Source organism: Sphingobium sp. AP50, assembly GCF_900109095.1.
GTDB lineage: Bacteria > Pseudomonadota > Alphaproteobacteria > Sphingomonadales > Sphingomonadaceae > Sphingobium.
The window spans coordinates 1-13,705 of record NZ_FNYZ01000006.1; the positions used below are offsets into that span (position 1 = coordinate 1).

Annotated in this window: 12 protein-coding genes and 1 tRNA gene; 3 read left to right on the forward strand and 10 right to left on the reverse strand. The window is 63.6% G+C overall.

The window, feature by feature from the left end:
* On the reverse strand, nucleotides 1–255 hold a 255-nt coding region (locus BMY84_RS11900; RefSeq protein WP_143075031.1), incomplete at its 3' end, for a transposase.
* Nucleotides 256–414: 159 nt separating this feature from the next.
* On the opposite strand from BMY84_RS11900, the gene BMY84_RS11905 reads away from it, so the two are divergent.
* The gene (locus tag BMY84_RS11905) at nucleotides 415–759 is read left to right on the forward strand and encodes a hypothetical protein (RefSeq protein WP_177203994.1); all 345 of its coding nucleotides are present in this window, start codon (nucleotides 415–417) and stop codon (nucleotides 757–759) included.
* Here the strand turns inward: BMY84_RS11905 and BMY84_RS11910 are convergent.
* The 3 genes from BMY84_RS11910 to moaA all read right to left on the reverse strand — a co-directional run bounded on the left by BMY84_RS11910 (nucleotide 745) and on the right by moaA (nucleotide 2,680).
* Nucleotides 745–819: transfer RNA gene (locus BMY84_RS11910), tRNA-Asn, on the reverse strand. The genes BMY84_RS11905 and BMY84_RS11910 overlap by 15 nt on opposite strands.
* 77 nt (nucleotides 820–896) lie before the next feature.
* Nucleotides 897–1,673, reverse strand: coding sequence for an NAD kinase (locus BMY84_RS11915; protein ID WP_093084099.1), 777 nt, complete (start codon nucleotides 1,671–1,673; stop codon nucleotides 897–899).
* Nucleotides 1,670–2,680, reverse strand: a complete 1,011-nt coding sequence (moaA, locus tag BMY84_RS11920) for a GTP 3',8-cyclase MoaA (protein WP_093084101.1) — start codon at nucleotides 2,678–2,680, stop codon at nucleotides 1,670–1,672. Before moaA ends, BMY84_RS11915 begins: the two co-directional genes overlap by 4 nt.
* Nucleotides 2,681–2,799: 119 nt before the next feature.
* On the opposite strand from moaA, the gene BMY84_RS11925 reads away from it, so the two are divergent.
* The gene (locus tag BMY84_RS11925) at nucleotides 2,800–4,812 is read left to right on the forward strand and encodes a putative bifunctional diguanylate cyclase/phosphodiesterase (protein WP_093084102.1); all 2,013 of its coding nucleotides are present in this window, start codon (nucleotides 2,800–2,802) and stop codon (nucleotides 4,810–4,812) included.
* Here the strand turns inward: BMY84_RS11925 and BMY84_RS11930 are convergent.
* From BMY84_RS11930 to BMY84_RS11950, 5 genes are all read right to left on the reverse strand, one after another.
* Complete coding sequence (locus BMY84_RS11930) at nucleotides 4,809–5,204, reverse strand: MAPEG family protein (protein WP_093084387.1); 396 nt, start codon at nucleotides 5,202–5,204, stop codon at nucleotides 4,809–4,811. The genes BMY84_RS11925 and BMY84_RS11930 overlap by 4 nt on opposite strands.
* A 61-nt stretch (nucleotides 5,205–5,265) precedes the next feature.
* Nucleotides 5,266–5,976 carry a TorF family putative porin gene (locus tag BMY84_RS11935; protein ID WP_256215223.1) on the reverse strand — a complete coding sequence of 237 codons (711 nt, stop codon included), beginning with the start codon at nucleotides 5,974–5,976 and terminating at the stop codon, nucleotides 5,266–5,268.
* A 13-nt stretch (nucleotides 5,977–5,989) separates the two neighbouring features.
* Nucleotides 5,990–6,397: a hypothetical protein gene (locus tag BMY84_RS11940; RefSeq protein ID WP_093084105.1), complete on the reverse strand. Its 408-nt coding sequence runs from the start codon at nucleotides 6,395–6,397 to the stop codon at nucleotides 5,990–5,992.
* Nucleotides 6,398–6,859: 462 nt separating this feature from the next.
* Nucleotides 6,860–10,333 (reverse strand): transcription-repair coupling factor, encoded by a 3,474-nt coding sequence (mfd, locus tag BMY84_RS11945; RefSeq protein ID WP_093084107.1) that lies wholly within the window; start codon nucleotides 10,331–10,333, stop codon nucleotides 6,860–6,862.
* A 112-nt stretch (nucleotides 10,334–10,445) separates the two neighbouring features.
* Entirely contained in the window at nucleotides 10,446–10,718 is a 273-nt protein-coding gene (locus BMY84_RS11950; RefSeq protein WP_093084108.1) for a succinate dehydrogenase assembly factor 2, read from the reverse strand.
* A gap of 202 nt (nucleotides 10,719–10,920) precedes the next feature.
* Between BMY84_RS11950 and recG the strand changes: the two genes are divergently transcribed.
* Nucleotides 10,921–12,984, forward strand: a complete 2,064-nt coding sequence (gene recG / locus BMY84_RS11955; protein ID WP_093084110.1) for an ATP-dependent DNA helicase RecG — start codon at nucleotides 10,921–10,923, stop codon at nucleotides 12,982–12,984.
* A gap of 22 nt (nucleotides 12,985–13,006) precedes the next feature.
* Here the strand turns inward: recG and BMY84_RS11960 are convergent, their stop codons facing one another.
* The gene (locus BMY84_RS11960; RefSeq protein ID WP_093084111.1) at nucleotides 13,007–13,387 is read right to left on the reverse strand and encodes a hypothetical protein; all 381 of its coding nucleotides are present in this window, start codon (nucleotides 13,385–13,387) and stop codon (nucleotides 13,007–13,009) included.
* Between the last annotated feature and the right edge of the window lie 318 nt (nucleotides 13,388–13,705).

Here is a 13,705-nt window from a genome sequence, read left to right on the forward strand (position 1 = left end):
CCGCTCCACCACCAGTTGCCCGATCTTGGCGTGCAACTTCTCTACCTCGCTCTCGCTGGCAGCCTTGACCGCATCGCCGGCTCCGGAGAACGTGCTTGCCATCCCGTCAATGGCCTGCCGCTTCCACGCCGCGATCATCATGTGGTGGACGCCATGCTTGGCTGCCAACTCCGCCAGCGTCAGGTCACCCCGGATCGCTTCCAGCGCCACCTTGGCTTTGAAATCGGCGCTATAGCGCTTTCTCGTCGTCTTCATTCCCGTACCAATCCATCAGGTCGGGATTAACTTAGCATCCTGTCCAGAAAAGCGGGACCACCTCAGACCACCTCAATGGTGCGGCTGAAGGCGGAGGCCGATTGCCTACAGGTCCGCATGGATAAGCTGTATGTTGACCACCTCGAGGGGAGGATTCCTGTGGCCATGTACGACCGGCTAGCCTCTGAATGGCGGGACGAGCGTATGCAGAGCTTGGAGCGGCTGGAAGGATTTCGCGAGGTTGATGATGCCTTGATAGGCGATGGCATCGAACTGCTGGATTTGGCTCGAAAGGCCCATAGAACCTTCGTTTTGCAGTCTCCAAGTGACAAAATCAACGTTCTGAAACTGCTACTTTCGAACTGTACATGGGCCAACGGCGAACTCACCGTCGAGTTCCGTGAACCTTTTGCAATGCTTGAGAAAATTTCCCCTGGAGCATCGGCTTTCAGCGCCCCCACCGGGGGCTCTGAAGCTGGTTGTCCAAATTGGCTCCCCGAGTAGGATTCGAACCTACGGCCATTCGATTAACAGTCGAATGCTCTACCGCTGAGCTATCGGGGAGCGACCCGGCTTCCGCTGGGCAGGCCGCGCCTATAGCAGCGCTTTTCCGAAGATGGCAAGCGCCAATTGATGGAAATTTATGCGATGAACTGTTCGGCAGCGATGCGGTCGTCCAGCGTGTGTTCGGGATCGAACAACAGGGTCAGCGGGGTCGCGCGGTCGATGCCGACATCCACCTGCGCTACGTCGCGCACTTCGCGTTGGTCAGCTACGGCGCTGACCGGACGCTTGACCGGATCAAGCACGGTGAAGCGGATGGCGGTATTTTCAGGCAGGATCGCGCCGCGCCAGCGGCGCGGGCGGAAAGGACTGATCGGCGTCAGGGCGACCAGCGCTGATCCCAATGGCAGGATCGGCCCATGAGCGGACAAATTATAGGCGGTCGATCCGGCCGGAGTGGCGACCAGCACGCCGTCGCACACCAGTTCGGGCAGCACCGGGCGACCATTGACCTGTACTTCCAGCTTGGCGGTCTGGCGGGTTTCGCGCAGCAGCGACACTTCGTTGATCGCGGGGATGGAGAATCGCTCGCCGTCGACCGTGTCGACCGTCATGCGCAGCGGATTGACCTTGAAGCTCTTGGCCTTTTCCAGCCGTTGCTCCAGCCGCTCCAGCCGCCATTCGTTCATCAGGAAGCCGACGGTGCCCAGGTTCATGCCGAACACGGGAACGATCCGTCGTCCCTCCAGCATGGAGTGGAGCGTCTGAAGCATGAAGCCGTCGCCGCCCAGCGCTATGATCATGTCCGCCTGATCGACGGGCACGAAATCATAGGAGGCGCGCAGCCGCTCTTCCGCCGCCCGTGCGGCTTGGGTGGGGGACGCGACCAAGGCGCGCCGGGGTTCGTCATTCATCCGCCGGTGACACTCATATGACGATGGGTGGCAGCGCGGGCGCCCGCGCCGATGCGGAAATCATGGGCGGCGGGTTTCAGGCGCAGCGCTCGATCGATCAACGGTTGAACAGCGGCCAGGCCGCCATTGCGCAGCGCTTCCTTGAAATCGACATGATCCTCATGGCCCAGGCACATGAAGATCTTGCCCTCGCAGGTCATGCGGATGCGGTTGCAATCGGCGCAGAAATTGCGGGTGAGCGGCGTAATCAGACCCAGTTTAGCGGCCATGCCTTCCACCGCGAAATAGCGGGAAGGGCCGCCGGTGCGATAGTCGATCGGCGCCAGGGCATGGTGGGCGCCGATCTGGGCGGCGACGTCCGTCAGCGGCAGATAATGGTCGGTGCGATCCTCGCCGGTTTCGCCCAGTGGCATGGTTTCGATCAGGGTGAGGTCGAAACCCTGATCATTGCACCAGTGCAGCATGGGGATGATTTCATCCTCGTTCACACCTTTGAGCGCTACCATGTTGATCTTGACCGCGAGGCCTGCCTTTTGTGCGGCGTCGAGGCCACGGAGCACCTGATCGATCTGGCCGCCTCGAGTGATGTGCGCAAAGCGATCGGCATCGCGGCTGTCCAGGCTGACATTGATCCGGCGGACTCCGGCATCGACCAGCATCTCGGCATGCTCGGTCAGGCGTGTGCCGTTGGTGGTGAGCGTGAGTTCGCGCAGCCCGTTGCCCAGATGGCGACCGATCCGGTGAACCAGATCGCCGATATCACGTCGGACAAGCGGCTCGCCGCCGGTCAGGCGGATTTTGTCGATACCCCGTGCAATGAAGAGATCGGCTAGCAACGCGATCTCTTCCAGCGTCAGAACCTGATTCTTCGGCAGGAACTGCATCCGCTCGGCCATGCAATAGCGGCAACGCAGATCGCATCGGTCGGTGACCGATATGCGCAGATAGCTGATCCGGCGGCCCAGGCCGTCAGTCATCAGCATATGCTCAGGATCGGCCATGACCATGACGCTTAGCTAGGCGATGGACATGGCCTGTGCAAGCGCCCCCGTTGCAGCGAAGGCAAGAGGTCGGTAACGCCTTGTTGTTAAGGCGATGCAATGCGCCGCGCCGGGGAACGAAATTTGTGAGTGGGGATCAGAGCACCGATGGGCAGCGGAGCCTGTTCATCCTGTCGCCGGGGGACCGGGACGGGCTGCGTCAGGCTGCGCAGCGCGTGGGCTGGCGGGCCATCGGTGCGCGGCGCGCCAAGGATGCGCCGCAACGCTATCTGAACAGCGAGGCGCAGGTGGCGCTGGTGGATCTGCGCAAAGGCGGTGCGGCGGAATTGCTGGCGCCTTTGGTGCCGGCAATGGAGGCGGGTGGTGGCGCCTTGCTGGTGCTGATCGATCCGCAGGATGAAGCGCATATCCCCACGTTGATGACGGCGGGGGCAACCCATTATCTGGTCGCGCCGGTTAGTGACGCACGGCTGGGTGCGGCGCTGGCCTCCGCCTATCGACTGGTGGAGCGATTGGGCGGCGGCGCCCAGCATAGCCAGCGGGCGCAGCGCATCCGGCGCGGTGACGCGCTTTATTGGGATCTTGCGCGCGGTCATCGCCTGTTGCGGTTGAGTGACAATCTGGCGCGGCATCTGGGGCTTGCGAATGTCCAGGTTGCGCCATCGACGCTGCTGCGGCGTTTGCCCCGGTCCGAGCGGCGCAGCATATTGACCGCATTGAAGGCGATGCGCAGCACCGGGCATCCTGCCGCGCTGGCGCATAGTGTGCCGGGACGACCGGGCCAGCGACTCGTCCACCATTTGCGCGCGGGGACAGGGGCCATCGCCGCTGATGTGGAATGGCTGTCCGATGGGCATGAGCAGGAAGGCGCGAACCGGGATTATCTGACCGGCCTGCGATCGCGGCAGGCGGCGCTCGAATGGCTGGATCGGCGGGTGGGATTGCCGACTACGATCCTGCTGCTGTCGATCAGCCAGTTCGACCGGATGAATGCGGCCTATGGGCAGGTTGTGGGCGACGCGCTGCTGGGCCGGATCGCCCGGCGGATCGAGCGGATGGTCGACGATGTCGCGCCCGGCGCCATGGTCGCCCGCATCGCCGGGACGGAGTTTCTGATCGGCCTGACTGGCGAGACGGCGGGCAGCGACCGGGCGACCTTTCTGGCGCGACAATTGATCGGCGCGGTGGGGCAACCGTTCAGCGCCGGCGACCATCTGATTCGCCTGACCGCCCGTTGCGGCATTGCGCAGGCACGCACCGAGGATGACGCTACCCAATTGCTGCGGCGGGCCGGGACGGCTTTGTCCGATGCACGACAAGGTGGCGGGGAGGGCATCCGCATCCTTTCCGCCGAGCGACAGAGTCGGCAGGTCGATGGCGACCGGCTGGAAACCGACCTGCGCCTCGCGCTGGATCGGGGCGAGATCGGCATCGTGTTCCAGCCGCAATATCCGGTCGATAGCGACAAGATCAGCGGTGTCGAGGCGCTCGCCCGGTGGAATCACCCCCATTATGGGCCGCTGGGCGCGGGTATCTTGTTCGCTACGGCGGAACGGTCCGACTATATGTTGCCGCTGTCGGCGCATATTCAGGCGGAGGCCTTGCGACAGGCAGCTGCCTGGCCGGGTGCCTTGTCGGACCTGCGCCTGTCGATCAACGTTACAGCGGCGGACATTGCCCAGCCCGGTTTCATGGGCAATTTGCTGGGGCTGGTCGACGGCAGCGGCTTTCCCCGGTCACGCCTGACGGTGGAGATTACCGAGAGCGGGCTGATCGAAGATGTCGGCGCGGCCGGTGCGCTGTTGACGGCGCTGCGGGCCGAGGGGCTGGCGGTAGCGATCGACGATTTCGGCACGGGCTATTCCAGTCTCGCTTATCTGAAAAGCCTGCCGCTCGACTATCTCAAGATCGATAGCGGGCTGGCGCAGGATATTGCCGGAACGGCGCGGGACCGGATCATCGTGCGCGGCGTCATTCACATGGCCAAGTCGCTGGGCCTGAAGGTGATTGCCGAAGGCGTCGAGACGGAAGAGCAACTCGACCTGCTGGCGCGGGAAGGGTGCGATTATTATCAGGGCTTCCTGCGATCGGCAGGGGTCGCTTCCGCCGACCTGATCAATCTGGTGCTGCGGGGTTAGAAACCCAGCAGCGGCCAGAGCGCGATCAACAGACCGACGAGGCTGGCCATGAACATGATCGTGCGGACGACGGGCACGCCAGCGGCATAGAGCGGCAGATAGACGATCCGCGCGCCGAGCCAGATCCAGCCGCCGAGCGCCGTCCATTCGCTCGTCTTGCCGGCCAGCACCACGCCGATCAGCGCGACGATCGCGATGGGCAGGGTTTCCTTATAATTGGCTTCCGCACGCGAGAGGCGACCCGCTATGGGGTTCAGCGGCGGCAAATGCGCGTCGCGCGCGCCCATATTCCATTTCGCGCCATATTGCTTGGTCTTCACATGGGCGGCGGCAAAGATATGGACGAGGAGCAGGATCATGCCCCAGGCTAGGATTTTGATTTCGACGGGCATGATCATGTTCTCCCCTTTGACGGACTGATTAGCAAATCCGCATGGGATAGGACAGGGCTGCCTATAGGGTGAAGCCGACCCGCGCTATCAGGCTGGCACCGGCATGGGTGTTATCGGCCGCATCGATATCCGTGTCGGCGTAGCGCAGCCCAGCGGACCAGCGCCCGCGATACCAGTCGATCGCGACGCCATGGTCCCAATAGCTGCCGCCTGGACGCAGGCGCGCAGCCTGAACGGGATCGCTTACGTCGCCCGACGAATGACCGACATGGGCGGACAGGGTGAAGGGCGTGGCCGGTATGGCAAAGGCGCCGCTGGCCGAGAGATAGAGATTATCGCCGCCGATTGCGGACTGGCGCGGGGCATAGCGGGCGCCAAGATCGACATTGGCCGGGCCGAGGGCAAAACCGGCGATGGCGCCGACCTCTCCATAGCCCTGTCCGGCAGCGCCGGGGAACAGATGGTAGCGGCCCTCTGCGGTCAGGCGCCAGCCGCCCAGTTGCTTCGCATAGGTGGCGCCAAGGTCCAGCACGGCGTCTGCGCCGCCATGCCGATCGCTGCCCCAAAGCGTCGTGGCGGTGCCGTCAAGACTGAGGCCTTCCGTAAGGGGCACGGACAGACTGCCGCGCAGGACGGGATCGCCATCGCTCCAGCTAAGGCCACGGCGGCGTTCGTCGCTGGCGGCTTCGAGCGTGACGGTCGTGCCGGCGGCATATTGGGCGGTGGCCGGAACGGCATGGCCAGCGAGCAGCAATGCTCCCAGCCATGCCACGCGGCAGAGACGATCAGTTGGATGCAAGATTACGTACCGAGTCCAGTTCAGCGAGAAGGGGCGCACGATCGGCCTGTGCCACCGCGACCAGATGCGCTTCTATCTTTTTCTGATGCTGGGCAAGGTTGCGGGCGCCCGAATTGCGGCCGGGCGTGCAGGCACCGGCTTCGCTGCCCGAAAAACGCTTGTCGGTGGCGATGGTGCGAGCGAGCGCCGGACCATGGTCCAGCTTGCGGTCGACGACGACGGTCGCGGTCCACTGGCAACGCTGGCCATCCATGCGGTTGGGCGTCTTGGCGCCGATCGTCTTTGTGCGCATTTCGGCGCGGGCGGTGTAGGTGGCGCCGAGTTGCTGGCCGTGATGCTCGACAGTGACGCTGTGGGTCGCGGCGGCCGCCGCGAGGGCGATGATCAAACTCATTTGCATTCTCCTGCTTGTGACGCCGGACTTTGCTGCCCGGTCGTCTTCGCTGGATTTAGGTTTCCACTGTTGCTGCTTGTTTGCTGGTTGATGAGGAATGGCGACATGGAGGTCGGGTGGTAGGGTCACGCCAGCGCGTCTACGGCGAAGTTCACACCGTCGCTGGAGGCCAGTTTTCTGGATTTTTCGGGCATGATGCGCCTGTGACGCGTCAGCAAAGTTCCTGTGGCGAAACAGGGACGCGCTGATGGCGCACCGTCGGGTCATCCTGACGCGCCGCCCACGCGCCTTGCAGGTCATGGTCCGGTCACGGATTGGACGTGCTGGGCGGGCGAATGAGGGGCGGCGGAGCGGGGGCATCCAACAGGATAGATCAGACAAAGACGGAATAGGACAGCGGAAGTTCGCTGCGCTCGCTACCCACCCCTGACCCCTCCCGTAAAGGGAGGGGATAATGTGGCGTCATCCCGCCGCCTTCATCAGTCCCTTCGATAGTTGCAGCGCGCCGTTGAGGCGGGCCTGCGGGTCGGGCCAGGCGCGTTCGACCACGATCTTGCTGTCGGGGCGCAGGCGAGCGACGCCGTTGAGTTTCTGGACATAGGCGACGAGGCCGACGGGCTTGGGGAAGCGATCCTCGAAGAAGCTGACCAGCGCGCCCTTTGGCCCGACGTCGATTTTCGAAATGTTCGCGATCAGGCAGTTCTGCTTGATCTCGATGATCTTGAGCAGGTTTTGCGTGGGCAGGGGCAACTTGCCGAAACGGTCGATCAGTTCGGCGGCGAACGCCTCCAGACCCTGACGATCCTCAAGCTCGTTGATGCGGCGATAGAGGCCCATGCGCAGGTCAAGGTCCGGCACATAATCGTCGGGGATCAGGATCGGCGCGTCGACGGTGATCTGGGGCGAGAAGCTGTCGCTGCGCCGCTCGATGCCGACGCCGCCGGCCTTGGCGTCCATGATCGCGTCTTCCAGCATCGACTGGTAGAGTTCGAAGCCGACTTCCTTGATATGGCCCGATTGTTCGTCGCCGACAAGATTGCCTGCGCCGCGAATGTCGAGGTCGTGGCTGGCGAGTTGGAAGCCTGCGCCGAGCGTGTCGAGGTCGGACAGGACCTTCAGACGCTTTTCCGCCGTTTCGGTGATGATGCGATTGGCTGGCGTGGTGAAATAGGCATAGGCGCGCGTCTTGGAACGTCCCACGCGGCCGCGCAGCTGGTAGAGCTGGGCAAGGCCGAAGCGATCGGCGCGGTGGATGATCAGCGTGTTGGCGCTGGGGATGTCGAGACCGGATTCCACGATCGTCGTGGAGAGCAGCACATCGTAGCGTTTGTCGTAGAAGGCGGACATGCGTTCTTCGACATCGGTGGCCGACATCTGGCCATGGGCGACGATGGGTTTGATTTCGGGGACTTCGGTGCGCAGGAATTCCTCGACTTCGGTGAGGTCGGCGATGCGTGGCACGACGAAGAAGCTCTGGCCGCCGCGATAATGTTCGCGCAGCAGGGCTTCGCGGATGACGACGCCGTCCCATGGCATGATGTAGGTGCGCACGGCGAGGCGATCGACCGGCGGGGTCTGAATGACGGACAGTTCGCGCAGGCCCGACATCGCCATTTGCAGCGTCCGCGGGATGGGCGTGGCGGTGAGCGTCAGGACATGAACGTCGGTCTTTAGTGACTTCAAGCGTTCCTTGTGGGTGACGCCGAAACGCTGTTCTTCGTCGACGATGACCAGGCCGAGGCGCTTGAATTCCAGCCCCTTGGCCAGCAGCGCGTGGGTGCCCACGACGATATCGACGGTGCCGTCGGCAAGGCCGGCCTTGGTCGCCTTTGCTTCCTTGTCGGGGACGAGGCGGGAGAGGCGGCCGATATTGACCGGGAAGCCGCGGAAACGCTCCTCGAAATTCATGTGATGCTGGCGCGCGAGCAGCGTGGTGGGGCAGATGACCACGACCTGCATTCCCGCCATGGCGGCCACGAAGGCGGCGCGCAGGGCCACTTCGGTCTTGCCGAAGCCGACGTCGCCGCAGACGAGCCGGTCCATCGGTTTGCCCGCGCCCAGATCCTCCACCACGTCGCTGATGGCGCGGTCCTGATCCTCGGTTTCCTGATAGGGGAAGCGATCGACGAAGGCAGGATAGCCCGCCTGATCCGGCTCCGCCACGGTGGCGTTGCGCAGGGCGCGTTCAGCGGCGGTCTTGAGCAATTCACCCGCGATTTCGCGGATGCGCTCCTTCATTTTCGCCTTGCGCCGCTGCCAGGCTTCGCCGCCCAGCTTGTCGAGGCTTACGCCGTCGCTGTCGCTGCCATAGCGGGAGAGGACTTCGAGATTTTCGACCGGGACATAGAGCTTGTCGCCCCCGGCATAGGAGAGGGCGACGCAGTCATGCGGGGCTTTCGCCACCGGAATCTGCATCAGCCCTTCATAACGGCCGATGCCGTGATCCATATGGACGACAAGGTCGCCGGGCGAGAGGGTGGCCAGTTCCTGGAGGAAGGCGTCCGCGCTCTTCTTGCGCTTGGCGCGGCGGACGAGGCGGTCGCCCAGCATATCCTGTTCGGTGAGGACGGCGACGTCGGGCGCGGTGAAACCATGGTCGAGCGGCAGGACGGTGAGCGTGACGCTGCCGCCCGCCGCGATGCCAAGCGCTTCCTGCCAATTGTCCGCGGCGGCGAGACGGGACACGCCATGGTCAGCGAGCAGGCCCGACAGGCGTTCGCGCGCGCCGCCGGAATAGCTGGCGATGACTACCTTTTTCTTGTCGCGGCGGAGCGTGGCGATGTGCTTGCCGACGGCTTCGTAGATGTTCGTGTTCTGCGCGCGTTCGGGGGCGAAGTCGCGGGGGCCATCCACCGCGAAGTCGAGGACGGTCGCGCTGTCGGGTTCGTGGAAGGGCGTCGTGCCGTGCATGGGGAGCGTCGCGACGGCGGCGTCCCATTCGGCGGCGTTCAGGTAGAGCGCGTCGGGTTTCAACGGGCGATAGGAGCCGGGGTCGGACGACTTTGCCTGCACCCGGTTGGCGTGATAGTCGCGGATCGCCTCGAACCGGCTCTCCGCCGCGCCGGCGACGCCATGGTCGCGGATGAGGACGGTGCCTTCGCCGAGGTGATCGGTCAGGGGAACCAGCTTTTCCTCGAACAAGGGCAGCCAATGTTCCATGCCGGCCAGGCGGCGGCCATCGCTGACCGCCTGATAGAGCGGGTCGCCGGTCGCGGTCGCGCCGAATGTCTCACGATAGCGGCCACGGAAGCGCTTGATCGTGTCTTCGTCCAGCAGGGCTTCGGACGCGGGGAGGAGGGTGAAGCCGTCGACATTCTCGATCGTGCGCTGGTCGGACGGGTCGAAGCGGCGGACCGTCTCGATCTCGTCGCCGAAGAAGTCGAGGCGCAACGGCATCTCCTCGCCGCCGGGGAAGAGGTCCACGATGCCGCCGCGAATGGCGAACTCGCCCCGGTCATGTACCGTGTCGGTGCGGACATAGCCGTTCGCTTGCAGCATTTCGGCCAGCTTCTGGATGGCGATCCGTTCTTTGGGTGCGAGCTTCGCGACCAACTGGCGCACGCGGAAGGGCGTCAGGGTACGCTGGGTCATCGCCGCCAGCGTGGTGACGACCAGTTGCGGGCCTTTGGGCTTGGCCTGCAACGCGTGGAGGCCTGCGAGTCGGGCGGAGGCAGCGCGGAGCGAGGGGCTGGCCCGGTCATAGGGCAGGCAGTCCCAGGCGGGGATTTCGATGATCTCGATCTCCGGCGCGAAATAATGCGCGGTGTCCGCGACGGCACGCATCAACTGCTCGTCCGATGCGATGAAGACCGCGCGGCCACCCGCAGCGCCTGCCGCGCGGGCGATGTCTGCCAGCAGCCATGGCTGGAAACCGGCGGGCACGCCCGACAGGGTGAGCGGCGCCTTCGCCTTCAGGATTTTCTGGAGATCGGTCATCTTGCTACTCATCCCCCTCCCGCTTGCGGGAGGGGTTAGGGGTGGGCCTTATGCAACAGAGGTGGCGCAGGCCCACCCCCGGCCCCTCCCGCCTACGGGAGGGGGGATTTTGTCAGTTCTCGATCTTCACGAAATCGAGTTTCAGGAACTTGTCCATCATCGGGCCTTTCCACTCTTCGGGCACCGGGATGGTGCCGACTGCCCAGCCGATGATGTCGGCATCCTGTTCGTCCATGAATTTTTCGAACCAGGCGATTTCTTCGTCATTCCATTGCGCATGATAGCGTTCGAAGAAACCGCCGACCGTATAGTCCGCTTCCCGCGTGCCGCGATGCCAGGCCCGGAATTTGATGCGGCGCATCTGGGGATTGTCGTTGGTCGTCATCAAGAAAATCCGTTCGTCCTGAGTAGCCGTTGAGCCTGTCGAAACGGCGTATCGAAGGATCAGGCGAAGCGCGGATGCTTCGATACGGGCCTTCGACAAGCTCAGTCCCTACTCAGCACGAACGGTGAAAATGAGCATGGCCATTCAACCGATCAGGTGTTTGAACCACCGTCCCGGTTGGTCTAGATGCCGTCAGATAGCCATGCGACCCGATATTCTCAATCCGCTCTTTGCCGAAATATCCCTGTTCAAGGGGATCGGCCCCGCGCTTGCCCGTCCGCTGGAGCGGCTCGGGCTGGCGCGCGCGGTCGATGTGGCCTTCCATATCCCGCTCAGCTGGGTGGACCGGCACCTGACCGACGAACTGGATATGGCGGATGCGGGGCGGGTGATCGGCACGATGCTGACGCCGGTGGATTATCGCGCCAGCAGCAGCCCGCGCGCGCCCTTTCGGGTGCAGGCGATCGACGGGCGGGCGAACGTCGTCTCCCTCGTTTACTTCGGAAAGAATAGCGGCTGGCCGCGCAAGCTGCTGCCGCTCAACGAACCCAAATTCGTGTCGGGCAAGCTGGAGGCCTATGGCGACAATCTCCAGATGGTGCATCCCGACTATGTGCTGCCGCCCGAAGAAGCGGACACGGTGCCGGCGCGCGAATCGGTCTATGGATTGTCGGAAGGGCTGACCAACAACCGGATGCGCGATATTGCGGCGCAGGCTTTGGCGCGGGCGCCGGAACTGCCGGAGTGGATCGAGCCAAGCCTGCTGGCGCGCAAGCAATGGCCCGCGTGGCGTGAGGCGCTGGGGCGGGTGCATGCGGATCCGTCCGACGCAAAGGCGCGCGAGCGGCTGGCCTATGACGAGATTTTCGCAGGCCAATTGGCGCTGATGCTGGTGCGGCAATCATCGCGGCGGCGGCGGGGCGTGTCGATCCAGGGCGATGGGCGGCTGCGCGATATGCTCAAGCTGCCCTTCGCGCCGACGGGTGCGCAGCGGCGGTCGATCGGTGAGATCGAGGGGGACATGGCGCAGGCGACGCCGATGTTGCGCCTGCTTCAGGGCGATGTCGGGTCGGGCAAGACTTTGGTGGCGCTGATGGCGCTGCTGAACGCGGTCGAGGCGGGGATGCAGGGCGCGATGCTGGCGCCGACCGAAATCCTGGCGCGGCAACATTATGAGACGTTGCGGAAAATGGCGTCGGGCCTGCCAATCGAGATTGCGGTCCTGACGGGCCGCGAGAAGGGCAAGGTGCGCGAAGCGACGCTGATGGGGTTGGCGGACGGGAGCATCGACATTCTCGTCGGCACCCACGCCATTTTTCAGGAAGCGGTGCAATATAAGGCGCTTGGTCTGGCGGTGATCGACGAACAGCATCGCTTCGGCGTGGCGCAGCGCATGATGCTGGCGAGCAAGGCGGAGCGATCGCCGCATCTGCTGGTGATGACGGCGACGCCGATCCCGCGCACGCTGACGCTGACCTATTATGGCGAGATGGACGTCTCGCGGCTGGACGAGATGCCGCCGGGCCGTCAGCCGATCCAGACCTTGGTGATGGCCGCAAGCCGGCTGGACGAGGTGGTCGATGCGCTGGCCCGCCATGTCGAGGGCGGGGGGCAGGCCTATTGGGTGTGCCCGTTGGTCGAGGAGAGCGAAACCAGCGATCAGGCGGCGGCCGAGATGCGGGCCGAGACGCTGCGTCAACGCTTCGGCGACCGGGTCGGGCTGGTGCATGGCAAGATGAAGGGGACGGACAAGGATGCGGCGATGGAGGCCTTCGCCGCCAATCGCACGCAGATATTGGTCGCGACCACGGTGATCGAAGTGGGCGTGGACGTGCCCAACTCCAGCCTGATCATCATCGAGGGGGCGGACCGGTTCGGCCTCGCCCAGTTGCACCAGTTGCGCGGACGGGTGGGGCGCGGCGACAAGCCGTCGACCTGTTTGCTGCTGCGCGGCAATTCGCTGGGCGAGACATCGCGGGCGCGGCTGGCGCTGATGCGGGAGACGAATGATGGTTTCCGCATCGCCGAGGAGGATTTGAAGCTGCGCGGCGCGGGCGAAGTGCTGGGCACGCGCCAGTCCGGCGAGGCGGAACTGAAGGTCGCCACGCCGGAGCATGTCGCGGCTTTGGTGGACGCGGCGCGGGACGATGCGCATTTACTGATCGAGCGGGATGGCGGGCTGGACAGCGCGCGCGGGCAGGCGGCGCGGACCTGCCTCTATTTGTTCGAGAAGGATGCGGCGGTGGGGTTGCTAAGGGGGGGATGAGTGGTTGCGGTCAGATGGGGGCTTATGGCCTCGAATTTGCATCAGCCGACATCAGCCTCAGGCTGATGACTTTGTCGGCGATTATTTCATGGTCAAACGCCCCCATATGCCCGTATTTTCCTTTATGAACTGTTTGTTTGCCTACAAATTCAATTGCGTAAAGGCCGTCATCATTCCCCACGTAAACCGGAGCCTTTCCTGAGAGCCAGATACGATCGCCATCTGTTTCATAAGAGCAAGCAGAGGCCGGGGCAGGACAAAAGCGAGAAACTTCGAACGCCTTGCGCCATATCCCTTTCCACCTTTTTTCAGTGGTCATTTCAAAGCATTGATCCGTTTCGGGCATAGCTAGGATGCCTCCATATTTAATCGTCTCAAGACATTGCTCGCTAATGCCGGGCATCCCCAGCCTCAATTCTTGTATTAGATTGTCTGGTAGAGAGGCTGGTTGTCGTTGGCATGCCTGTGTCATAAGAAGTATGGCAGGAAAGAGTTTGATTAGGTGGTAGCGCATGATGCGATGATGGTCGCACGAGTGGCTGTCTGCAACGTCTACTTACCAACCTGTCCCACGGTGAGCAGGCCTTCCACTTCCCACCCTATGCCGTCATTCGTACAGAGAAGGGAGTCTATCTCCTGACCCAGCAGCAAGGGGAAATGTCGGGAGATGGGTCCCCGCCTTCGCGGGGATGACGGTGAGGATTGGGCGGCGTATGGCGTT

Bases quoted from the DNA above. Each gene is read 5' to 3' on its own strand.
- BMY84_RS11915 (WP_093084099.1), bottom strand. From the start codon at position 1,673: ATGAATGACGAACCCCGGCGCGCCTTGGTCGCGTCCCCCACCCAAGCC.
- moaA (WP_093084101.1), bottom strand. From the start codon at position 2,680: ATGGTCATGGCCGATCCTGAGCATATGCTGATGACTGACGGCCTGGGC.
- BMY84_RS11930 (WP_093084387.1), bottom strand. From the start codon at position 5,204: ATGCCCGTCGAAATCAAAATCCTAGCCTGGGGCATGATCCTGCTCCTC.
- BMY84_RS11940 (WP_093084105.1), bottom strand. From the start codon at position 6,397: ATGAGTTTGATCATCGCCCTCGCGGCGGCCGCCGCGACCCACAGCGTC.
- mfd (WP_093084107.1), bottom strand. From the start codon at position 10,333: ATGACCGATCTCCAGAAAATCCTGAAGGCGAAGGCGCCGCTCACCCTG.
- BMY84_RS11950 (WP_093084108.1), bottom strand. From the start codon at position 10,718: ATGACGACCAACGACAATCCCCAGATGCGCCGCATCAAATTCCGGGCC.
- recG (WP_093084110.1), top strand. From the start codon at position 10,921: ATGCGACCCGATATTCTCAATCCGCTCTTTGCCGAAATATCCCTGTTC.
- BMY84_RS11960 (WP_093084111.1), bottom strand. From the start codon at position 13,387: ATGCCCGGCATTAGCGAGCAATGTCTTGAGACGATTAAATATGGAGGC.